This window comes from Burkholderia sp. BKH01 (assembly GCF_025685725.1).
GTDB classification, from domain to species: Bacteria; Pseudomonadota; Gammaproteobacteria; order Burkholderiales; family Burkholderiaceae; genus Burkholderia; species Burkholderia pyrrocinia_C.
Map to the genome: position 1 here is coordinate 247,886 of NZ_JAOTQT010000004.1, position 22,636 is coordinate 270,521.

Here is a 22,636-nt window from a genome sequence, read left to right on the forward strand (position 1 = left end):
GGTTCGTCGCGCGATCGGGCGCGTGCCCGCACCGCGCATGCGGAGCAGTTGCGACCGGCGCTCGCCGTGGACGCATGCCCGCTGCCGAACAAGCCGGTAGTCCAGCCGGCCCAGCCGCATCGAATGGTCATGCGCGGGCCGAACGTTAAAGCGGCGTTAACAGCCGGTTTACGGGTTGTTAAACACGACGAAGGCGTTGTTTCCTATAGTCGATTCCATGAACTTGCCGGCACGACGCGCGTGCCGCGAACGCCAGGGCGCCGATGCCGGCTCGTCGAATATCCGGCGAAACCGGCTCGCGCCGTCGTGCGCGCCCGCTTGCGCGAGGGTGCCTTCCGGAAGGATTGCTTGATGAAACAGGAACATGTGATGAACGATTCCCGCTCGACGACGGCGCTTCGCTATCGAAGGTTCACCGTGGCCGATTTGCCTGCGGCCCACGCGCTGTCCACCGCGCTTCGCTGGCCATTCAGGCTCGAGGACTGGCAGTTTTCCGCCGACACGTCGGTCGCGTTCGCGGCCGAGGAAAACTGTGCGGTCATCGGCACGGCGATGTGCTGGAAGTTCGGCGCGGATCGCGCGTCCATCGGGCACGTCATCGTGTCGTCCGCGCACCAGGGCCGCGGCATCGGCCGCGCGCTGATGGAGACGCTCCTCGAGGAACTGGGGCCGCGCATCACGTTCCTGCATGCGACGCCGGCCGGCCAGCCGCTCTACGAAAAACTCGGTTTCGACGTGTGCGGCTCGCTGGACCAGTTTCAGGGGAACGTGAGCCGGCCCGCCGCGGTTGTACTGCCCGATGGCGCGCGGCTGCGGGCCGGGACGCCTGCCGATTTGCGCCGCCTCGTCGAACTGGACGCGTGCGCTTCCGGCCTCGAGCGCGATGCGCTTTTGTCGGCGTTGCTGACGCGCGGGGAAAGCGTCGTGCTCGAGCGCGACGGCGAAATCGCCGGATTTTCGGTGCTGCGCCGCTTCGGGCGCGGCTATCTGATCGGCCCGGTGGTCGCGCCGCGTTCGACCGGCGACACGTGCGCGAGGGCCCTGATCGCCCATTGGTTGGGTGGATTGGAGAATGAATTTGTCCGCATCGACGTACCGTCGGGAACGAGCTTGCCGGACTGGCTCGATATGCAGGGATTGAAGCGGGTGGACACCTGCTCGAAGATGGTTCGCAACGCGCCCGCCGCGGCATGCGGCGGCGCGCTCGATCCGGCATACGGGCTGTACGGGCTGGTCAGTCAGGCGATGTTGTAGGCCACGGCCGCGCGCCCGGCGGCATTCGTCGACGTTCATCCGGACCGCCGATCGCGCTTTCGGCCGCTGCGCTGGCCACGCGGGCCGGCGCTTCAGGCGCGTCCCGATCGACATCCCGGCGGATCGCGCCTTCCATCACGGATCGAATGGCATTCGGCCGCCGCGCGGCTTGCGCAGGATGTGCTGCGGCGGCCGCGCAAAACAGCGGATGATGCGCGCGCCGTGCGCCAATACGCGGCAACCGCGCTTTTTGGCGGTGCTTAAATGGTATCCACCGGGCGGCCGTCGCCCGATCGCGAGCCTGCGGCGACACGCGGGCCGCGCTGCGCATGCGCGTCGTTCGCGGCGTCCGAATGCTCACGAAGGATCCGATGAAATTCGAATCGTACTGGCTGGAAACCCGCCCCGACTTTCGCGCCGGCAGCGAAGGGCCCGTAGAAGGGCGCGCCGACGTGGTCGTGATCGGCGGCGGTTTTACCGGGTTGTCGGCGGCGCTGGCGCTCGCGCAGCGCGGCGTGTCGGTCGTGGTGCTCGAAGCCGCGCAGGTCGCCGCGGAGGCATCCGGCCGCAACGGCGGGCAATGCAACACCGGCGTCGCGCAGGACTACGCGTCGCTCGCCGAACGACTCGGCGCCGAGCAGGCGAAGCAGTTCTATCGTGCGTACGAGAGCGCGGTGCGAACCGTCGAAACGATCGTCGCCGAACACGCGATCGACTGCGATTTCCGGCGCGCCGGCAAGCTGAAGCTTGCCGCGAAGCCGCAGCATTTCGCTGGGCTCGCGAAGACCTTCGACGCATTGCGGCGCGACGTCGATCCGGACATCGAACTGATCGAGCCGTCGCGGATTCGCGACGAGATCGGTTCCGACGGCTTTTACGGCGGCCTGCTGCAGCGCAACGGCGCGCAGATGCACATGGGCAAGTTCGGCGTCGGGCTCGCGCAAGCCGCGGCGCGGGCCGGCGCGCGCATCTACGAGCATGCGGCCGTCACGCAGCTCGAGCGGCTCGATGGCGAGCGCCACGCGATCACCTGCACGCGCGGCAGGATCGTGGCCGATCGCGTGCTGGTCGCGACCGGCGCGTCGCAGCACGGGCCGTTCGCGTGGTTCCGGCGGCGCATCGCGCCGGTCGGCAGTTTCATCGTGGTGACCGAGCCGCTGCCCGACGCGCAACTGAACCGGCTGTTTCCGCACCGCCGCGCCTACGTGACGTCGCGCCATATCGGCAACTACTTCCGCGTAACGCCCGACAACCGGCTGCTGTTCGGCGGCCGCGCGCGCTTCGCGATGTCGAGCCCGCGCTCCGATGCGAAAAGCGGCGACATCCTGCGCGCCGGGATGGCCGAGTATTTCCCGGCGCTCGCGAACGTGCGGCTCGACTATTGCTGGGGCGGGCTCGTCGACATCACCGCCGACCGCCTGCCGCGTGCCGGCCAGCACGAAGGCGTCTATTACTCGATGGGCTACAGCGGCCACGGCGTGCAGATGTCGGTGCACATGGGCCGTGTAATGGCCGACGTGATGTATGGCGCGGCCGCGTCGAATCCGTGGCGCGAGCTCGACTGGCCGGCGATGCCGGGCCATTTCGGGCATGCGTGGTTCCTGCCGTTCGTCGGCGCGTATTACCGGCTGCAGGACATCCTGCACTGAACCTGTATCGCGGCGCGGCGATGCGCGCGAAGTTTCCGTTTCTCGGCCCCGAGGTGCTGAGCGCGTCCCATTCGGCGCTGGACGGCCATGCGAACCCGCGCCTCGCCGCGCCGGCGTTCGGCCGCGCGGCGGCGCGCGCGGGTGCGCGGATCGAGGAGAACACCGCGATCGCGACCGTCGAGAAGGACGGCGACACGTTCCGCGCGACGAGCGCCGACGGCCGCGTGTTCTGCGCGCCGAACCTGCTCGTGACGGCCGGCGCGTGGGGCAACCAGCTCAGCACGCAGTTCGGCGAGCCGGTGCCGATCGCGGTCAACGGGCCGCAGATGTGCGTGACGGAGCCCGTGCCGTATTCGATCCTGCCGGCCGTCGGCGTATCGTCGCCGCATATCGAGGAAGTCGTGTATTTCCGGCAGGTCGAGCGCGGCAACGTCGTGATCGGCGGCTGTGCGCGCGCACCGGCCTATCTCGACGAACGGCGCGCGAAGGTGCTGCCCGAGAGCACGCTGCTGCAGTTCACGCAGCTTGCGCGCGTCGCACCGGCTCTGACGCGGCTGAACATCATTCGCGTGTGGAGCGGTGTCGAGGGCTACATGCCGGACGACCGGCCGATCATGGGGCGCAGCGCGAAGGTCGACGGGCTGTATTACGCGTTCGGCTTCTGCGGGCACGGCTTCCAGCTCGGCCCGGGCGTCGGCGACACGATGGCGGAGCTGATCGATACGGGCGCGACGAGCACGCCGATCGAGCCGTTCGCGATCGGGCGCTTCGCGATGCCGGCCGACGCGACGCACGCAACGACCTGAGGAACCCGCGCATGGCCGACGTTTTTCATCACGTGATCGATCATGAGGCGATCCGCCCGTTCGGCGTTGCGCAGCCCGTATCGCGCGCCGTCGGCGGCGCGCTGCGCATCATCGAGACTTCGTACGCGCAGCCGTTGAGCATCGAGGCGCTCGCGGCGGTGGCCGGGCTGAGCGTGTCGCGTTTTGCCGCGCGCTTTCGCAGCGAGCTGGGCGTGTCGCCGCATCGTTATCTGTGCCTCGTGCGGGTGCGGCGCGCGCAGGACCTGCTGCGCGCGGGGCTGCCGCCGTCGGTCGTCGCGACCGAGGTCGGGTTCTTCGACCAGAGCCATCTGTGCCGCCATTTCAGAAGGGTGCTCGGGCGCACGCCGCGCGATTACGTCGACCGGCCGAATGCGGCCCGGCCGAACGGCGCATCGGCGTCGGCGTCAGGGCGACGCGCGGCAGGGGCGCGCGAGCAGAGTTCGGGCAGCACGGTGGCTTCCGCTTGACGTTTGGACGAGGCGCGGGCGCGTCTGCCCGCTATCGGGCCGGCCCGGCCGTATCCGTCTCGGCATCGAATGACGTATCGGCGATGCGCGCGCGTTTCAGCGAACCGGCCAGCTTCTCGATCGCTTGCAGATCGAGCGCGTCGAGGTGCTCTCGCACGTCCTGCACGAAGGCCGCATGCTCGGGCTCGTCAGCATGCTGGCCGAGCCACTCTTCGATATCGGTGAGCCGGCCCTCGCCGGCGAGCAGGATCAGTTCGTCGAGCGCATCGTCGGACGGGCCGTGCAGCAACGGCGCGGCGATCTCCGGTTCGGTATCGTCGGCCGGCTGAAACCGCCGGACGAGTTCCGACACCGGCACCAGCGCGTGCCCGACTACCGGTGCGACGATCGGGAACGAGAACGACGTGCCGGCGCCCGGCCGGCTGGAGACGGCCAGTTCGCCGCCCATCGCGTCGACGATGCGCTGCGCGATGAACAGGCCGAGCCCCGTTCCACCATTCACGGCCTGCACCTGCTGGTACGCGCGGAAGATGTCGCGCGTTCCGCTGATGTCGATCCCGATCCCCGTATCGGCGACCTCGAACAGGAGACGCCACGCATCGCCTTCCCGCGCCGCATGGACCGACAGCGTGACCGTGCCGTCGCGCGTGAATTTCGACGCGTTGGACAGCAGGTTGAGCAGCACCTGCTGCAGCCGCATGCCGTCGATCGACACCGTGTGCGGCAGCGGCGTGGCCGGCCGGTAGACGAACCGGTTGTCCTGCTGCGCGCATAGCGCGACCGCATAGTGGCCGATATCGTCGAGCAGGGCGGGCAGGTCGGTCGTGTCCGGCGACACGCCGAGCGGCTGCAACTCGGCTTTCGTGAACGCCAGCAGTTCGTCGATCAGCGCGAGCTGGTAGCGGATGCTGCGGTCGATCGACCGGATCAGCCGCGCCTGGCCGCGCGTCGCGCTTTGCAGCAGCAGCTTCGCGTAGCCGTTGATCGTGGACAGCGGCGCGCGCAGGTCGTGGCTGACATAGCCGAGCGTCTCGATCTTCTGCTGCATGTGCGTCTTCACCTGCTGCAGCGCGTCGTTGAGCGCGACCGTGCGCCGCGCGACTTCGTCGCGCAGACGATCCTGTTCGGTGAGCTGGAAATGCTCGAGCCGTTTTCTCGCCTCGGTGCGTTGACGGCCCACGTGGTGGATCCACGCGGCCAGCACCAGCAGGTGCGTGGCGAGCCCGATGATCGCGGTGACGGGGTTCGGATAGATATCGGACTTGAGCCAGAACAGGAACGGAGGCAGCGCGTCCATGCCGTCTAGCGCGCGCAGCAGGATGTTGAAGCAGGCGAGCGTAACCGCGATCAGCATTACGCGGCCGGTCGGCGTCCGGCGGATCGCGAGCGTCAGCGCGATGCCGACGTTCACGATCCCCAGCACGGTGTTCAGCCGCAGGCAGAACCATGTGAAGGTCAGCAGGTCGCCGAAGGCGGCGCCGGCCATTCCCGCGCATTCGAGGCCGAGGATCGTCATGTAGACGGCGCGCACCGGGAGCCGAGCCTTCTCGCGATGCGCGACCAACAGAATGAACACGATGAGGAGCGAGACCGCCAGGTACGCGAAGATCACCTCGCCGCGCGCCGACCACTCGCGCGCGACGGGCCACAGCGCCAACGCCATGTATCCGCGGTACGCCGCTTCGAACAGCGTCGTGCCCAGCGCCGTCGCGGCCAGCACGTAGAACATGCCGCTGCGCGAGAAGAACCCGATCAGCAGCGCGCACCACACGAGCGCGAGCAACCCGCCGAAGAAACCGAAGTCCCACATCGTGGCGCGCGACTCCTGAGCGTTCCATGCTTCGCGGGTGAACGCGGCCGGCGCGAGCCGCATTTCCTTGCGCGACGTGACGCGGATCAGCACGGGGATGCTTTCGCCGGCGCGCAGCGTGACGTCGAGTACCGGGTACCGCGATGGCAGCCGGTTCGCATCGGCATCGGCATCGGCATTGGCGGCGGCGAAGCGGCTGGCGAGTGTCCACTGGCCGTCCCGGTGCAGATAGAAGTCGGCATGGTCGACGCGCGCGTCGCGCAACACCAGTACCAGCGGGCGCACCGTGTTGCCGCGGTTGGCCAGCGTCGCGCGGACCCACCATGCCGACCGGGAAAACTCGACGTTGAACGATGGTGTGGTTGCCGCGGATTTACCGCGTGACGGATCGGCGAGTCGGGCGTCGACCTGATCGGCGGTCATCGTCGTGCCGGCGTCCTCGAACACCGACACGGCTTCCAGTTGCGCGGGGTTGGGCGCCGGTGCGGCCCGGGCCGTCGCGCAGGTGACGGCCATCGCCATCAGAAGCAGCAGCAACGCGCGACATCCGGCTGCCCATGCCGCGTATCGGCTACGCATCGTGATGGTGCTCCCCCGGTGTGGGCGGCGCATTGACCGCGTGGCGCTGGCGGCGCCAGTCGGACGGCGTGATGCCGAAGCGTTCGCGGAACGCCGTCGCGAAATTGCCGGGCGTGGAAAAGCCGATTTCCTCGGCGATGTCGCCGATCCCCATCGACGTTTCCGCGAGAAAGTGCATCGCGGCGCGCAGGCGCGTGTCGCGCAGATACTCGAACACGGTCTGGCCGAGATGGTCGCGGAACACGCGGGACAGGCGCTTTTCGTGCGTGCCGACCTGTTTGGCGAGATCCTCGAGCGCCGGCGGATGGCGCAAGTTGCGCAGCAGCACCTCGCTCGCCGCGCGCACGACGGCCGCGTCGGGGTTGTCGGGCAGTTCGGGCAGGTACGCAAACGGCTGGCTGCGCCGCGCGCGCTTCAGGTGATTGCGGATCCGGGCGATCACTTCCGCCGGTTCGAATGGCTTGACGATGTAGTCGATCGCGCCGGTTTCGAGCCCCGCGATGCGATCCTCGAGATCGCCCGCGGCGGTCAGGATGATCACCGGGATGGACTGCGTCGACGGCGTCGACGCCAGTAGCCGGCACGCGGCGAACCCGTCCATGCGCGGCATGCGCACGTCCATCAGGATCAGGTCGGGAGAGATGGCTTGCGCACGATGATAGGCCTGGAGCCCGTCGAACGCGACGCTGATCCGGCACCGTGCGGCTCGCAGGATTTCGGTCAGGAGCCGCAGGTCGTTCGGGCGATCGTCGACGACAAGAATATGTGCGTCAGCGAGATCCGGCGTGGAGCGAAGCGGCGCCGGGCTGGACGAGCGGGATGACATGGTTGCGGACGGGTAGGGAAGTAGGTCTGACGGGCTGAAAGCATCGCTATGCGCGCGATTGTTGCGAAAAATTATATGCCGGCAAAAGCACGATTGTGAGGATTCCGTGCGTCCTGTGTGGGCATATCCGACGGGGTCCGGCGGGTTTTCTGTAGCGGCGATCGGCGGGTATAAAAAGAAGTGGAAAAAGATTCCGAATACCTTTTAATATCGGTCTTTATTTCCGGGAAGATGATTATCAGATTGAAATGGCCCGAGTGATGAATTCGAGCGTCTTGTGTCGAGGGTTGGTATCGTTCGAGTAAATTGAAAGTGCCAGCTCGAGGCTTTACTGATTAATGTTTTATTGATCGCTGTTCAAAATTTTTTCCCGGAGAAATCGGATTTCGCGCCGAAATGTATGAATGTAAATGTCGTCCGCTCGGGAAAAGGGTTCGTCCGCTCGGGAAAAGGTTTGTTTGAACGAATGCCTGCACACTAGCTCCGGAGCGGATGGAATCGGTTCTTCGGGGTGAGCGATCCCGAGCGGATTGCTTGCCGCTGTCATATCCGGAAGCATGCGATATTCAATGTGACATTGAATGATGAAATTCTCAAAATATGAGAATGCGGCAGTGGGCGAATAACTGGCACGAGGGTAATGAAAACTTCATAATTCTCCGCATGTGTTGGTATACAAGATAAACCGGAGAATTGTGGCGTTGGTCAGGGTGTGAAGCATCTGGCAAGAAAAATCGTCAAGGAAATTAGACCGATTAATTCGGTGAAGGGGTCGTTCGGCAAGCCCTCGGTTCTTTTCCGGAAATCCGGAAAGTGCGTTTGGCGGCCGAACGGAAAGGGTGAGCGGCTTCGCGGTGGCAGCCTGGCGGTTTGATTCGCTCGGGCGCGATCGCGCGCGGTGCGCTATCGAATCAGGCGGGCATGAAAAATATGAATACGACAGGCATGGCAGTTCGACGCACCGGTTCGATCGAACCGGCGGCGCATGCTTCAGACCCGGGGACTACGCAGCGTCATCCTCCTCCTGAATGAATCACGACGGGCCGCCCCGGGGTTTGGGCCGGCATCCGTCCATCCGGCGTCTGAACGACGCTTTCCCATGAAATTCGAGGTCGCCGCAGGTTCGGTGCGACGGCGCACGCGCGCGGATTCGCGGTGCGCGGTGCATCGCGCCGCCGCTTTTCCTGCGACGTCGGCTTCCATGATTCGATAACCGGCGATCGTCGTCGCGCATCGTGCCGAAGCGCACGTGCGGCGTGCGGTCGCGTGATCGCGATGGCGATCGCGAGTGTCGTGCAGCGTTGTTCGAGCATTTAGTTAGCTATCCAAAGTGAAGCGTGGAGCGTCGCAAGACGAGCGGGAACGCAGAGGGATGCGTGATCGCTTGTCGATGCGTTCGCTGTTGCGTCATCCAGCACATGAGAACCGAGGGAAGACAAGATGAACAAGTCGTTCAAGTCGATCTGGAACGAAGCATTGGGGGCCTGGGTTGCGGCGTCGGAGCTTGACCGTGCGCGCGGCAAGCGCGTTGCGTCGTCGAGCAGCGCGGCGGAACGTACGGCGATCAGGGGCGCGGCGACACACGCGGGAATGCCTGCCGCTCCGTCGCTACGGCGGCTGGCCGTGCTGATGGCATCGGCGTATCTCGGCTTGTTCCATGTTGCTGTGCATGCGCAGTACGCGCAGGATGGCGGGTCGGCAACCGGCGGCATCAGTTCGATCGCGATCGGCGTCGGTTCGAGCGCCGCGCAGCAGAATTCGACCGCATTGGGCAACCTGTCGACGGCGCAAGGTGTTTCGGCCACTGCGATCGGCCCGGGTGCTCACGCGATGGCCGACGGTTCGACGGCCGTCGGCATCAACTCGCAGGCGACCGGTGTCAATAGCGCGGCGCTCGGCGTGCAGGCGATCGGCAGCGGCGCTTACTCGGTTGCCGTCGGCAATCTCTCGAGCGCGACCCAAAGCGGCGCGGTGGCGATCGGCAGCGGCGCAGCCGCGACCGGCGTTTCCGCCATCGGGCTCGGCAACAATGCGCTGGCGTCCGGCCAGTATGCGGCCGCGCTCGGTCTCGGGGCGAGCGCGGTGGGGGTTCAGAGCATCGCGCTCGGCTACGCGTCGCATGCCACCGATACGGGCACGGTCGCGATCGGCAACCAGTCGACGAGTTCAGGCGCGGCCGCCGTTGCGGTGGGTAGCGGCGCGCTGGCGACCGGCAATTCCGGCGTCGCGATGGGCGTCAACAGCGGCGCGAAGGGCGGCACGTCGATCGCGATCGGCTGGGGCGGCACGGCCGGCGTGCCCGGATCGGGCACGCAGTCGCTCGGCACCAGCTCGATCGCGCTGGGTTCGAGCACGACGGCCGGCGCCGACCAGTCGATGGCGTTCGGTCTGAGCGCGAATACGTCGGGCATCAGTTCGATCGCGATGGGTGTGCAGGCGACCGCGACGCAGCAGTTTGCTGTCGCGTTCGGCAATCTCGCGCGAGCGAGCGGCATATCGGCGACTGCATTGGGCCCCGGTGCGACGGCGTCGGCCATCAATTCGACCGCAATCGGCATCAACAGCGTCGCGGCGGCGGGTTCCACGGTGGCGATCGGCGACACCAACTCGGTCGCCGCTGCCGCGGGCGCGGGCTCGATCGCCGGCGGCAACAACTCGAAGGTGCTGGCGGGTACCGGCGCCGTCGCGCTCGGCGCAGGCCAGACGGTCAGCGGCAACGGCGCGGTGGCGATCGGCGACCCGAGCACCGCGATCGGCACGGGTGCTGTCACGGCCGGTTCGAACAACACGGCGAACGGCGACGGCGCGGTGGCGATCGGCAATTCGAACAACGCGCAGGGCGTCGGCTCGCTCGCGCTCGGCAATACGTCGACCGCCGCGGCGGCGGGCGCGGTGGCGTTCGGCGCGTCGGCCGTGGCGAACAACGCGGGCGATGTTGCGCTCGGCTCAGGCTCGACGACGGCTGCACCGCATCCGACGTCGAGCGCGACGATCGGCAGCGTCACGTACACCTTCCAGGGCACGACGCCGACCAGTGTCGTCAGCGTCGGCCGACCGGGCACCGAACGCCAGATCACCAACGTCGCGGCCGGGCGCGTCAATTCGGCGAGCACGGACGCGATCAACGGGTCGCAGCTCGATGCGACGAATCAGGCGGTCACGTCGCTGTCGACGTCGACGTCGTCGAGCATTACGTCGTTGTCGACCTCCACGTCGACGGTGGTCGGCTCGCTGTCGACGGGCCTGAGCTCGACCAACAGCACGGTCACGTCGCTGTCGACGTCGACGTCGTCGAGCATCGGCTCGTTGTCCACCGGCCTGTCGAGCGCGAACAGCTCGATCACGTCGCTGTCCACGTCGACCTCGACGATCGTCGGTTCGCTGTCCACCGGCGTCGCTTCGCTGTCGACCGGCCTGAGCACGACGAACAGCAGCGTGACGTCGCTGTCGACCGCCACGTCGACGAGCATCGGTTCGCTGTCCACCGGCCTCAGTTCGACCAACAGCTCGATCACGTCGCTGTCCACGTCGACCTCGACGATCGTCGGCTCGCTGTCCACCGGCCTGTCGAGCACGAACAGCAACCTGACGTCGCTGTCGACCGCGACGTCGACGGGCATCGGCTCGTTGTCGACCAGCCTCAGCTCGATTGCGTCGAACAACACCAATCTCGGCAACAGCACGGCTGGCGCGATCGGCGGCGGCGCGACCTACAACCCGACGACCGGGACGATCTCGGCGCCGTCGTACGTGACGTACAACAGCGACGGCTCGACGACGATCAACAACAACGTCGGCTCGGCGATCGACAACATCAACGCGCACGGCACCAAGTATTTCCACGCGAACTCGACCGCGCCGGACAGCCAGGCGCTCGGCGTCGACAGCGTCGCGATCGGCCCGAACGCGGTCGCGAGGGTGGACGGCAGCATCGCGTTCGGCGCCGGCTCGGTGGCCGATCGCGCGACGGTGCCGGCTTCCGGCGTGATCCGCAACGGCAGCGCGTCGATCCCGTTCAACACGACCGACCAGACGCTGCTGGGCGCGGTATCGGTCGGCGACGCGACGAGCAGGACGTATCGCCAGATCACCAACGTCGCTGACGGCACCGGCCAGCAGGATGCCGTGACCGTGCGGCAGCTGGCCGGCGCGCTGCAGTCGTTCGCGGTCACGAGCCAGAAGTATTTCCATGCGAACTCGACGGCCGTGGATTCGCTCGCGGTCGGTGCGGAGTCGATCGCGGTCGGCCCGACGACGGTTGTCAACGGCGATAACGGCGTGGGCATCGGCAACGGCGCGATCGTCGACGCCACCGCGCCGGGCGGCGTCGCGATCGGGCAGGCGGCGAGTTCCGCGCAGGCCGATGCGATCGCGCTCGGCAGCGGCGCGACGGCCACCGGCGCGCAGTCGGTCGCGCAGGGCGCCCACGCGGTCGCGGCCAGCGTCGGCAGCGTCGCGCTCGGATCGGGTGCGCGCAGCAACGCGACCGACGCGCTCGCACTTGGCGCCGGCGCATCGGCGACGCTGGCGAACAGCGTCGCGCTCGGCGCGGGTTCGCTGACCACGGTCGGCGCGCAGACAAACTACATCGCGTACGGCCTGAGCAGCCCGCAGTCGTCGTCAGGCGAAGTGAACGTCGGCAACCGGCAGATCACCGGCCTCGCGGCCGGCAAGAGCGGCACCGACGCGGTGAATGTGTCGCAGCTCGATTCGGTCGCCAACCAGTTGACGACGCTGATCAGCCAGCGCACGTCCAACCTCGGCGGTTCGTACACATCGAATCCGGCCGGCTCCAACGTGCCGCCGGGATCGATCGGGTCGAACTCGTCGGCGGGCGGCTCGGGCGCGGTCGCATCGGGCTCGAACAGCACGGCGGTCGGCAACGGGTCGCTGGCGTCCGGCAACGGCTCGACCGCGATCGGGGTCGGGTCGACCGCGTCGGGCAGTAACTCGGCCGCGATCGGCACGGGCAGCAACGACGGCGGGCGCTCGAACGTCGTCGCGGTCGGCTCGGCGGATTCGGCACGGCAGGTTGTCAACGTCGCGGCCGGCACGCAGGGCACCGATGCGGTCAACGTGAACCAGCTGAACGCCAGCGTCGGCAACACGCTGTCGCAGGCGAACAGCTACACGGACGGCCAGGTCGCCAGCTTGCGCAACAGCCTCGACAGCTACCGCCGCGATGCGGACGGCGGCACGGCGACGGCGATGGCCGTGGCCGGCCTGCCGCAACCGTCCGGGCCCGGCAAGAGCATGGTCGCGGTGGCCGGTAGCGTGTATCGCGGCCAGTCGGGGCAGGCGCTCGGCATTTCGACGATTTCGGAGAACAACCACTGGATCTACAAGGCGGCCGTCTCGACCAACACGCGCGGCACGTATGGCGCGGTGGTCGGCGCCGGGTATCAGTGGTGAGCCGCGAACCGCGCCGTTTCCCTTTCATTCAAACGATGCCAAACATGAACGCACACATTGCTAAGTTCGCGGCCGCGGCACTGCTCGCCGTCGCCGGCCTGACCGGATGCGCCACGCAGCAGGGCGATCCGCCGTTCCCGTCGGCCGATACGGCCACGTTGCCCGAGGGCACGTATCCGAATCTCGCGAATCTCGCGCAGGTTCAGCCGGGCGTGACGAAGAACCAGCTTTACGAGCTGCTTGGGCCGCCGCATTTCCACGAGTGGATCTTTCATGTGCGGACGTGGAATTACCTGTTCCAGTTCCGCGATTCCGGAAAGGTCGCGACCTGCCAGTATCAGGTTCAGTTCGATTCGGATAACCGCGTCGTGAAGACGCGGTGGGATAAGGCGGAGTGCGAGGCTTTTGGTGGGAAGGGGGTGAGGGGCAAGGAGGGCTGACGCTGTCTGACCGGCCTTCGGGGCGGTTGCGGGTGCCGATGGGTTGAGGCTATCGGCGCCCGCAACTGCATTGCCGTCGGGCGTTGCAGCACGGAAGTGGAAAGAGTGAAACCGCGATCGGGGTTGTGGGACTGCAATTGCCGAATTGCCGAGACTCGCCCGGCTGAACGATTCCATCAGGCTGTTGCATCGACCGGTTGAATCCGGCGCCGGGAAGCGTCACCGTCATATAGAATGGTGCGCTTTGCCCGTACTCCTATGTGGTTCAAAAATCTTCAGCTTCATCGTCTTCCGGCACCTTGGGCCGTTACCCCCGATCAGATGGAAAAATGGCTGGCGCCCCACGCGTTCCAGCCGGGCAGCAGCGTCGAGATGCAGCGCTTCGGATGGGCGTCGCCGCGTGACGACGGCGCGCTTGTGTATTCGATTAACCGGCAGATGCTGCTGGTGTTTCGTGCCGAAAAGAAGCTGCTCCCGGCGTCGGTCGTCAATCAGGTGACCAAGGCCAGGGCGCTTGAAGTCGAGGAGCAGCAGGGCTTCAAGGTGGGGCGAAAACAGCTGCGCGAACTCAAGGAGCAGGTTACCGACGAACTGCTGCCGCGCGCGTTCACCATTCGTCGCGATACCCGCGTGTGGATCGATACGGCGAACGGCTGGCTCGTCATCGATGCGGCTGCACAGGCTCTTGCCGACGACGTTCGCGGCCTGCTCGTAAAATCGATCGATCAGCTGCCGCTCGCCGGCGTTCATGTGGCGCTTTCGCCGGTCGCCGCGATGACGGATTGGCTGCTGTCCGGCGAGGCGCCGGGCGGATTCACCGTGGACCAGGACGCCGAGTTGCGCTCGAGCGGCGAAGGCGGCGCCACGGTGCGATATGTCGGCCACGCGCTGGAAGCGAACGACATGCGCCGGCACATCGAGGCCGGCAAACAATGCATGCGCCTCGCGATGACCTGGGATGACCGGATCTCCTTCGTGCTGACACCGTCGCTGACGATGAAGCGTGTCACGCCGCTCGACGTGATCAAGGAGGCGACGGATCCCACCGCGCAGAACGACGATGAACGCTTCGACTCGGATTTCACGCTGATGACGGGTGAATTGGGGCGGATGCTGACCAATCTTGTCGATATCCTGGGTGGCGATCGGCACGACTCGATTCATACGGCGGCAGCGGCCTGAACTCCGTCGGCTGTCGAGGTCATCGCCTCGCGACGGCGAGGTTTCGCGCTGACGCGACATTTCGAGGAGGACCGTCGCCGCCCTGGCGGCGGGTCGCGGCTGGGCGCTCGCGACCCGGAGCGGTCCTTCGACCATCTCGATACCGTTCACGCGAACTCGTCAGACTTCCAGATTCATCGACCGCACGACCTTAGCGCCGCCTCCGGCCTTCAATCGAGAAACCTTGCCGTCGTCAATGTCGAGTATGACTTTGATGGCGCTTGGGGACGGTGGTTGCATCAGTCGCCCCTGTTCGATGAAGATCTCTCGGTCTTTGATATGCCTATGTTCATGGAGAAAGCACGCCAGAGGGCCAGCAGCCGTTCCTGTCGCTGATTCCTCGCTGATGCCGAATCGTGGCGCGAACATACGCGCCGCGCTCGCAACCGAGATCGAAGGTGCATGCGGGAACCTAGGTGTTTCTTTACCTTTTCCGTGACCGATAGAGTGTGGGCCAGTCACCGGGCCCAACACCACCACAGGTACTCTGCTGCGACGCAGCCGACATCTGAAATGCCTGACCATCCCAGATCCATTCGGCCTGAAAACCGCAATCAGCTAGCCCGCGCCCCTTGGCAAAAGTCGATAGGACGCCAGTAGCAGGGTCAAAGTTCGGTTCGACCAGTGAGGAGTCTAAAACTCCCCCCGCAGGGTTTCTCAGCTTGAGGGGCTCCGGTGCTCCGCCACCAATGCGCGGGGCGATGAACACGTCCGATGATCCTTGGTAGGCTCCCTGAATGCATGGGAGAAAAACCAACGCCTTCTGTGTGTTGAGTGCATACGCCGCTTCTTCGAGATACTTTGACGCATGGTCCTCACAACTACTGGCGTCCCGGATACGTTTCGTGCGCGTGATCAGGCTCTTTTCCTCTCGATCCGGCAACTGCGAAACGATCTTCCGTGTCGGTACGACCGGTAGTGACGGTGCGAGTGTGGCTCGGGAGGCCGGTGCAGGGCCCTTGCGGATCAACGCGGTAACACCCCCGATTCGTCCCTGCCGATCATCGATGCGCAAGAGCGCAGCGACCATGCCATCGAGAGGAATATAAGCGCTTGCCTCCGAACCGACCTGAAGCTTTGTGCCATTGCGAAGCCGGGATACGAAGGCTGCCACGGCCGCCGGGCGCGTTGCTGACAAAGTCGCCACATTGTTGGCATAGTCGACACGCCAGGCCGACTCGTCCAGTCGCAGTGGCTCTCCATCAACACGCAGATCACCGAGATCGATACTGTCGTTGGTTGCGACATTTAGCCGTGCTTCGAGCGAGCTGTTTGGTCCGGCGGTGCGAATGAAGCGCAAGTCTGCGCTGAATTCGCCACCGTCCGCGAAACCCTTCGCCTCGCAGGTCAAGCCATTGTCGCAGGCGACCAACCATGACTTATAGGTGTCATAGCTGGGCGCGCTGACTTCCTGAGGAGGAGTTGCTCTGGCGACGAGGGAGACGGCCGCGCCAGCGAAAACAGCAATGAGCACTGTGCTTGTCTTAATGACGCAATTTTTCATGTACTTTTACTGGGTCGAAGATGAGGTGCATCGTAGCGGAAGTGATGTCCCAGTGGTGAACGTATCTCGGTGGGACACTCCTTGAATCGAGGCAAACAACGAATCAAAAAGCAGATGCTTCATACATGGCTGTTGCCGACCCGAAGCCGTCTTCCGACGCGTCTTGGCGACAATGGCCAGCACCGGATCCTCTCTGGACGTTGAGTTGGGCGTCACCTCTGCGGCTGCATCGTCGGCATGGCGTGTATCACGTGCAACTCAAACGCGAACTTATTCGCAGCTTCGACGAGTCGGAAAACGTACGCTTTGTCATTCTTCTATTAATAATAGGTGAGGGTCGAACTGCAGTGCCGCAAAATTTTAAATATAGTTCAGCTGCGCATAAGTTGCGCGCCAAGATGCAGCGCAAAACCTCCATCAAACAAAAAAGAAATTTCTAGTTCATTGCCTTTCCTTCTCTATACTTTCTATAAATTGATTAGTATGCCAAAGATAATGAAATTCTGAAGTGAATATTATTAATACGAAGAGGGAAGATTGCCGTCATGGCTTGAGGTATCTGCTGACTATTGAGGAGCGAAGCAAAGCCGAGATCCAGGCGCGGGTTGAGCATCCTTTTCGCGTGGTCAAGGATCGGTTAGGTCGCGACAAGGCGCGCCACAAAGGTCTGACGATGAACGCTGCGCGGTTGTTGACCTGTCATTGGGGAGGTCCGTCCTGAGTGCGTAAGGCGATTCAGGAAAGCTACCAAACTCGGCTAATTTTCGGCAAGAGCACTCTCGGCGCGCACTCTTATATATCGATGCATTTAATTTCGGGGTTGCGTCGATAATCTCGTCGACAAAAATGTGATTTATTAGTGCTTCCTTAATCTGGTGAAAGGAGAAAAGTAATAGCAGGTCAGTTATTTATCAATGGCTTCTTGGAGAAAAGCATGAAGAATCTAGCTTTGATTACATTGGCAGCGGTGCTGGTCGCTCCCGCAGCGTGGGCCGAAACCAATGCCGCCGATGGGCCCAGCGGAGCACATTTTGCAACTGCCGAGCCGGTATGCACAGTAGATCAAGCCACCCTGGATGTCAGTTGTACCGGGACCACCATCGGGGGGATCGGCCACACGAATGCGACAGCGAACCTGTCAGCGACTTACTCGGGCACCGTGCAGTGCACAAACCATGGCGGTCAGGTCGTTGACGTGAAGACGCAGGCCACGGATGCTGCTTCGTCGGGAAAACTGACAGCGTCCAAGAACGGGCAAATCGTAGTGCCGCCGCTCGGCGTGGTGGCGCCGACCGCCCAACAGTTGCTAGCCGATGCCAGCTGCCCCAACGGGAACTGGACCAAGCAGCTGATAGCGGGCCCAACCCTTGCGAATTTCGTGTATACGATCACCTTCGCGGGCTTCAGTGGGCCTTATTTCAGCCTCGTGGGTCCTTGATTGACTTGGCACAGGCTTCGGCACATTCCACTGAACGGGAAAAACCCGACATTAGCGAGAGCGCCCTAAGCGATAGGGATGGGCGTGCCGGCATCCGCCGGCACGTCTGCAATCGGTGGCGGCTGGTACCGTCATTTCATACGGTGCCACGCCCACTTTTTCCTGAATCATCGGATGCTTGGTCATGCAACAAGATGTTCACCTTGGTTGCCGCGTGTGGCATGGCTCACATGCACCGCGCCATTCTTTGCACGCTTGGTGGATGCTGCTGTTCAGTCTGCTGCTCACCGGATGCAGCGGAGGGGATTCCGCCCCGCCACCAATGGCAGCCCCGCAGCAAGCGTCGTCGGGACCGGGCCCGTTGGCCGCGCAAAGCACGTCGCCAGGAGGGGAAAAATCGGTACCGTCGGCCGTGACGGACGAACCTGCCGTACCTTCGGCAGACTCTGCCAGGATGATGCAACTCAGCGCGCTACCGCATCTGTCATCGCTGTCCGACCGTGAGAAGGCGGGGTTGCTCATGCTGCTGCCCTCCAAGTCGTCTTCGCAACGGCTGGCTTTGATCAACATGTATCCCAGTCTGGTCAAGCTGCCGGAGCAGCAAAAGGAGCTGTTGCTGGACAAGCTGGAAAAAATCGTCCCGGTCACGGTAAGTGAGCGTCAATGACCGCTTCTTTTCGAGGAAGCTTTGGTGCTTTCGCAAACGACCGAAATCGGACGTGAAGCGGCCGTCTGAGTGTCTGAGCCAATCGATGGCGGGATGGCTGTTCATGGCCGGCAGCAGTCAAAAGCGACTGACCGCAGCCCAAAACGGCTCTTCGACCTAGCCGACGGTCAGTGGCGGCTCGGAGCCGCTTTGCGGTCGTTTACAGCCACCCCTCCCGAATTGAAGGCGCGCGAGATCTGTCATTGTGCGGGGCGATCGCTGCGTGCGATCAGGTTTCCCTTCAGAGCTGCGCTCATCGGCATTTTGAGATTTGCGCCGCGCGGTGGAATCGGCGATTCGAACCACTTTGCGTACAGGCGCGCGAACTCGCCGCTCTTCATCAGCCGAGTCAGCGTACCGTCGACGAGCCGCTTGAATGCCGGATCATTCTTTTGCACCATACACGCGTACGGCTCGATCTGCAGCGTCTCGCCGACGACCTCCCACGTATTCGGGTCGCTAGCATTCGCACGTAGCCCGTAAAGCAGAACGTCATCGAGTGCAAGCGCCGCCGCTCTGTTGTCTGCAACCTCCTTCAGAGCTTCGGCATAATCCTTTGTCAGCACTACCTCTGCATCGACATGCTGCGCGTCGAGTTGGCGGCGTAAGGCCTTTTCATTCGTGCTGCCGCCGACGGTCGCGACGACCTTGTGTGCGAGATCGGCGTAATCACCGATGTGTGATTCACGTTTGGCCATTAGCCGCGTGCCGGCATAGAAGTAGTTGGTCGAAAACGTGACCTCCTTGCCGCGCGCTGATGTATTTGTCGTCGATCCGCACTCGAGGTCAACGGTGCCGTTGACGAGCAACGGAATTCGGTTTTGCCCAGTAACAGGCATATAGACGGCACGTAGGTCCGGTCTTCGAAGCGCCTTTCGGACGTCATCGACAATCGCTTCGGTCACGTCTACCGAAAAGCCAACCGCCTTATGCGGCGTCAACAGATAACTGAAGGGCACCGCAGATTCTCGATACGAAACAACGATCTGATTGGTTCGGGCAATTTTGTCCAACGTCTGCGCGTGAGCGGCCGTCAACGTGGCATGGCCGACGAACAATGCAGCGAGCGCCGCAAGGGGTCGATGGATCATGATGCCTCCGAGGTCGCGATATACGCGTTCAGCGATACGTTATTTGATTTGCGAGTCGTGGCGGCGCGGTAGGCGAGCCGAACGTTGTCCGCGTCTCATCCAGCACCTATTAATTCAACCCGTAGTCCACCGTAGGGCCGAATCGGTTGAATCTGATTGATTCAGATCAACGGCTTCGCTCCCGTTGGAACATCGTCTCGCAATCAAGGCTTGGCCCATCCATCGTGCTTTCGGAAAGCAGAATTGCGCCAACCAGGGCATGGAATCGTGCGAACGACTGCAAAGGACCGCTGACGCAGCGTTTGACTTCCGCCACCCAACGATCGGTGGCCGAGCACAACTGACGTCTGAATGGCCCTGCCTCGCGCTGGGCGAAGGACGCTTCATGGCCGAACGCGGCCGGCCGCCGCCCTGTGACGCGCGACCGGCGCAGATCGACTGCGGATTCAACCCGTCGATGCAACACACTTGAGGCTGCATAGCAGCGCTTTTACGGCAATGGATTGTGTCGCGGAGCGCGCCTGCAGTGCCGTCACCTCAAGCTGATCCATGTGACATTCAGGAAGGATCCGGACAAGACTTCCGGCCGCGATCGGGGCGTCCACCAGAAACCCTGGCACAAGGGCAATCCCCAGACCGGCACATACCGCGTCGTAAGTGACAGACATGTTGCCGGTGCTGATGTGCCATCGGACACGGATCGACTGATTATCGACCGTCCAATGGTCGAGATCGGTACGGGTCAGTATGCCGCGATGATTCACAAGTTCTGCGACCGTCTGAGGTGTTCCGGCACGCTCAAGATAATCCGGCGAGGCCACCAGCCACATGTCAATGCGTTCGAGCTGACGGCACAGCAGATCGCTGTCGTTAAGTCGGCCGAGCCGGATCGCCAGGTCGAATCCGTCGGCGATTACGTTCACAAGCTCGTCGCCCAGGCGCAGGTCGAGGCGCACCGCCGGATATCGCTGTTGAAATGCGAAGAGCTTCGGTGCCAGGACATGCTGGCCGTAAGCAACGGGAGCAGCGATCTTCAACGTCCCACTCGGGGTTGCATGCTCTGCGAGCGCCTCGACCTGAGCCAGCTCTGCATCGCGCACGATGGGGCGAACTCGCTCGAAGTAGCGCCGGCCCGCGTCGGTGAGGGTGAGTGCACGCGTCGAGCGCAGCAGCAGGGGTGCCCCCAGACGCTGCTCCAGCAGCGCTAGCTGGCGGCTGATCGTCGCCTTTGGAAGGCCGAGCAGGCGGCCAGCGGCGCTCAGGGAGCCGGACTCGACGATTTTGACGAAGAGGGCCATGCCGGAGAGGTCAACTGCGTCGATCATTGTTCCAAATTTGAGACACCGGAGTTCCAAACGTGAGTCTACCGTTCCAAACGGTCGATGGGCAAAATCGATCCACCACTAACCGGCATCAACAGGAGCCCGCGACACCATGAACACAAAAAACTATACGGAGACCAGATTCTCCCCGGATGACTCAGCGCTAATCCTAGTCGACCACCAGGCAGGGATCATGCAGCTGGTGCACGACTATCCGCCGGCAGAATTCCGCAATAACGTCATCGCGCTCGCGAAGCTCGGACGAATCTTCAATATGCCGACAGTCCTGACCACGAGCTACAGTCAAGGCCCCAATGGTCCGTTCCTCCCTGAAATCGTCAGGATGCACCCGGATGCGCCACTGATCGATCGACCTGGGATCATCAGCGCGTGGGACGATCCGAATTTCGTCGCTGCGGTCAAGAAGACGGACCGCAAGAACCTCATCATGGCGGGCGTGACGGTTGACGTCTGCCTGGCTTTCGCCGCTCTCCAAGCAGTGGATGCGGGTTACAACGTGTACGGGGTGATCGACGCCTCCGGTGGCTATGAGGTGACCATTCGGGAAAACGCCGTCGCACGGATGCGGGACCATGGGATCGTCCTCCTCAACTGGACGACGATTGCGGCCGAGCTGCAGCGGAACTGGACCCTGCCGACCGGGCAGGAGATGGTAAAACTCTTCCACGACCACTACCCTCCCTACGGGCTCCTGGTGGACAGCTTCGAGGCGGCAACTGCGATCAGAAAGGCATCCTGACTTCTCACGCACTTCTCCAGACGAGCCCTGACGGCGGCGTATTTTCCCTGCACAAGATTTCGCCGCCGAATGCCGTGAGCGATCCATCAGTTGAATCCACACCGATCAACCGACACTTATATATTCGCTTTGAATGTCCGTTATCGAGAGCGTCGCTGCCGCTCAAGCTGCTCTGTGCGCTCCGATCGACGGATGTCCGCTCCTGGCCGATTCTCGCCCGATAGGTTGTGCCACTTCTCATCTGGCCGCGATGCCGCGGACGGGGCCGTCGATGACTTGCTCCATCAGCCAACGTCGCGAAATCTCGGTACATACCGATGGCCGCTCCAGCGTAGGGAAATGTCCGCATCCTTGCAATGACACAAATCGAGCATGTGGCATCGACCCGGCGATGCGAAAACCGATATCGACGGGAACGAAGCGATCTGCGTTGCCCCATATGAGGAGCGTTGGAATCGTGCTCATCGCGAGCGTCGACCATCGATCCGAGCGCGTCAATGTCGCGTCGGATTGTCGTGCAAACAAGTCAGCTCCGGCATCGCGTGCCATTTGAACGAATGCTGCTCTCGACTCGACATCTTCCGAGGGAATGGCATTCTCGGCGAATTCCGCGATGACTCGTTCATGTTCACCCGCCCGAATTCTCCGGCTGGTGGTGCGAACGACGTCGGGATGCGGGGGCACTCCCGGCTGACAGTTCATCAACCAGAGTCCACGTATACGTTCGGGCGCGCGTGCCAGCACTTCGATCGCGAGACAGCCGCCGTAGGCTGTGCCCGCAAGGATGAATGCGCCGTCTATCGAGTCAAGCAGGCTCTCCGCACTGTCGGCGAAAGTCGCATGTGCCAGCACTCGAACCGTGGGTATGACGAGATCGGCCAACCCTTCAAGCTGGTCGGCGTACATGCGTCCGTCGCACGGCATTGCGGGCAAGAAGACAAGCGGTAGCAACATGGCAACGTGCGACGAAAGGTTGGGCGACTGCGGCAACGGGTCTGCGATCTCGCGCAGCAAGTCGACCGCCGACAGATTGTCGACGATTTGAACCGGAGCGTCGAACGACCGTTGCTGTCCGAACAAAGACGGCTCCCACCTTCGTCAGCCTCAAGATTTCCTGGCGCCGAGCCGGCCGGACTCCCGATTCCCGCACCAAGGCCCGAGCACGGCGCGCCAAAACGAAAGCCAACCCTTTGATTCTTGGGCATATCGCAATCCCCGCTCAATCAGAACTCCTTCAACTACCCACCCATGCCCGCCAAAGGGCTTTCATGGAAAACTGTATGAATATACAGTATAGTACCCGTCGAAATCGAGCCGCCCAGGTGCGAAC

Annotated in this window: 18 protein-coding genes and 1 pseudogene; 10 read left to right on the forward strand and 9 right to left on the reverse strand. The window is 63.6% G+C overall.

Going from position 1 to position 22,636, the window contains the following annotated elements; all coding sequences use genetic code 11:
• Nucleotides 1–168: 168 nt before the first annotated feature.
• Nucleotides 169–366 (reverse strand): hypothetical protein, encoded by a 198-nt coding sequence (locus OEJ37_RS08965; RefSeq protein ID WP_174417121.1) that lies wholly within the window; start codon nucleotides 364–366, stop codon nucleotides 169–171.
• On the opposite strand from OEJ37_RS08965, the gene OEJ37_RS08970 reads away from it, so the two are divergent.
• From OEJ37_RS08970 to OEJ37_RS08985, 4 genes and pseudogenes are all read left to right on the forward strand, one after another.
• Entirely contained in the window at nucleotides 352–1,254 is a 903-nt protein-coding gene (locus OEJ37_RS08970; RefSeq protein WP_175920010.1) for a GNAT family N-acetyltransferase, read from the forward strand. The two genes, OEJ37_RS08965 and OEJ37_RS08970, sit on opposite strands and share 15 nt — an antisense overlap.
• A 371-nt stretch (nucleotides 1,255–1,625) precedes the next feature.
• Nucleotides 1,626–2,903 (forward strand): NAD(P)/FAD-dependent oxidoreductase, encoded by a 1,278-nt coding sequence (locus tag OEJ37_RS08975; RefSeq protein WP_175920011.1) that lies wholly within the window; start codon nucleotides 1,626–1,628, stop codon nucleotides 2,901–2,903.
• Nucleotides 2,900–3,709 (forward strand): annotated as a pseudogene (locus OEJ37_RS08980) (NAD(P)/FAD-dependent oxidoreductase); the annotation flags it as partial. The gene OEJ37_RS08975 and the pseudogene OEJ37_RS08980, both read left to right, overlap by 4 nt.
• Nucleotides 3,710–3,720: 11 nt before the next feature.
• On the forward strand, nucleotides 3,721–4,197 hold the full coding sequence (locus OEJ37_RS08985) for a helix-turn-helix domain-containing protein (protein WP_175920012.1): 477 nt from the start codon (nucleotides 3,721–3,723) through the stop codon (nucleotides 4,195–4,197).
• A 31-nt stretch (nucleotides 4,198–4,228) separates the two neighbouring features.
• Here the strand turns inward: OEJ37_RS08985 and OEJ37_RS08990 are convergent, their stop codons facing one another.
• The 3 genes from OEJ37_RS08990 to OEJ37_RS09000 all read right to left on the reverse strand — a co-directional run bounded on the left by OEJ37_RS08990 (nucleotide 4,229) and on the right by OEJ37_RS09000 (nucleotide 8,725).
• Nucleotides 4,229–6,586: a sensor histidine kinase gene (locus OEJ37_RS08990; RefSeq protein WP_263344044.1), complete on the reverse strand. Its 2,358-nt coding sequence runs from the start codon at nucleotides 6,584–6,586 to the stop codon at nucleotides 4,229–4,231.
• On the reverse strand, nucleotides 6,579–7,412 hold the full coding sequence (locus tag OEJ37_RS08995) for a response regulator (RefSeq protein WP_174417116.1): 834 nt from the start codon (nucleotides 7,410–7,412) through the stop codon (nucleotides 6,579–6,581). The genes OEJ37_RS08990 and OEJ37_RS08995 overlap by 8 nt, the downstream gene beginning before the upstream one ends.
• Nucleotides 7,413–8,425: 1,013 nt before the next feature.
• Complete coding sequence (locus OEJ37_RS09000) at nucleotides 8,426–8,725, reverse strand: hypothetical protein (RefSeq protein WP_175920014.1); 300 nt, start codon at nucleotides 8,723–8,725, stop codon at nucleotides 8,426–8,428.
• A 127-nt stretch (nucleotides 8,726–8,852) separates the two neighbouring features.
• Here OEJ37_RS09000 and OEJ37_RS09005 point away from each other — a divergent pair, with 127 nt between their 5' ends.
• From OEJ37_RS09005 to OEJ37_RS09015, 3 genes are all read left to right on the forward strand, one after another.
• Complete coding sequence (locus OEJ37_RS09005; protein ID WP_263344045.1) at nucleotides 8,853–12,824, forward strand: YadA-like family protein; 3,972 nt, start codon at nucleotides 8,853–8,855, stop codon at nucleotides 12,822–12,824.
• On the forward strand, nucleotides 12,821–13,264 hold the full coding sequence (locus tag OEJ37_RS09010; protein WP_263344046.1) for an outer membrane protein assembly factor BamE: 444 nt from the start codon (nucleotides 12,821–12,823) through the stop codon (nucleotides 13,262–13,264). The genes OEJ37_RS09005 and OEJ37_RS09010 overlap by 4 nt, the downstream gene beginning before the upstream one ends.
• A gap of 258 nt (nucleotides 13,265–13,522) precedes the next feature.
• The gene (locus OEJ37_RS09015) at nucleotides 13,523–14,446 is read left to right on the forward strand and encodes a recombination-associated protein RdgC (protein WP_174417244.1); all 924 of its coding nucleotides are present in this window, start codon (nucleotides 13,523–13,525) and stop codon (nucleotides 14,444–14,446) included.
• A 159-nt stretch (nucleotides 14,447–14,605) separates the two neighbouring features.
• Here OEJ37_RS09015 and OEJ37_RS34905 read toward each other — a convergent pair whose 3' ends face one another.
• Nucleotides 14,606–15,010: a PhzF family phenazine biosynthesis protein gene (locus OEJ37_RS34905; protein ID WP_317891526.1), complete on the reverse strand. Its 405-nt coding sequence runs from the start codon at nucleotides 15,008–15,010 to the stop codon at nucleotides 14,606–14,608.
• Nucleotides 14,910–15,989: a DUF1176 domain-containing protein gene (locus OEJ37_RS09025; protein ID WP_263344047.1), complete on the reverse strand. Its 1,080-nt coding sequence runs from the start codon at nucleotides 15,987–15,989 to the stop codon at nucleotides 14,910–14,912. The genes OEJ37_RS34905 and OEJ37_RS09025 overlap by 101 nt, the downstream gene beginning before the upstream one ends.
• Before the next feature lie 934 nt (nucleotides 15,990–16,923).
• Here OEJ37_RS09025 and OEJ37_RS09030 point away from each other — a divergent pair.
• On the forward strand, nucleotides 16,924–17,427 hold the full coding sequence (locus OEJ37_RS09030; RefSeq protein ID WP_263344048.1) for a hypothetical protein: 504 nt from the start codon (nucleotides 16,924–16,926) through the stop codon (nucleotides 17,425–17,427).
• Between the two features lie 184 nt (nucleotides 17,428–17,611).
• Nucleotides 17,612–18,094, forward strand: coding sequence for a hypothetical protein (locus tag OEJ37_RS09035; RefSeq protein WP_263344049.1), 483 nt, complete (start codon nucleotides 17,612–17,614; stop codon nucleotides 18,092–18,094).
• Nucleotides 18,095–18,333: 239 nt separating this feature from the next.
• Here the strand turns inward: OEJ37_RS09035 and OEJ37_RS09040 are convergent, their stop codons facing one another.
• A complete protein-coding gene (locus tag OEJ37_RS09040) occupies nucleotides 18,334–19,224 on the reverse strand; it encodes an amino acid ABC transporter substrate-binding protein (RefSeq protein WP_263344050.1) in 891 nt (296 codons plus the stop codon).
• Nucleotides 19,225–19,670: 446 nt separating this feature from the next.
• Entirely contained in the window at nucleotides 19,671–20,549 is an 879-nt protein-coding gene (locus OEJ37_RS09045; RefSeq protein ID WP_175947226.1) for a LysR family transcriptional regulator, read from the reverse strand.
• A 109-nt stretch (nucleotides 20,550–20,658) separates the two neighbouring features.
• On the opposite strand from OEJ37_RS09045, the gene OEJ37_RS09050 reads away from it, so the two are divergent.
• On the forward strand, nucleotides 20,659–21,306 hold the full coding sequence (locus OEJ37_RS09050) for an isochorismatase family protein (RefSeq protein ID WP_175947225.1): 648 nt from the start codon (nucleotides 20,659–20,661) through the stop codon (nucleotides 21,304–21,306).
• Between the two features lie 237 nt (nucleotides 21,307–21,543).
• Here the strand turns inward: OEJ37_RS09050 and OEJ37_RS09055 are convergent, their stop codons facing one another.
• The gene (locus tag OEJ37_RS09055; RefSeq protein WP_263344051.1) at nucleotides 21,544–22,386 is read right to left on the reverse strand and encodes an alpha/beta fold hydrolase; all 843 of its coding nucleotides are present in this window, start codon (nucleotides 22,384–22,386) and stop codon (nucleotides 21,544–21,546) included.
• Nucleotides 22,387–22,636: the final 250 nt, after the last annotated feature.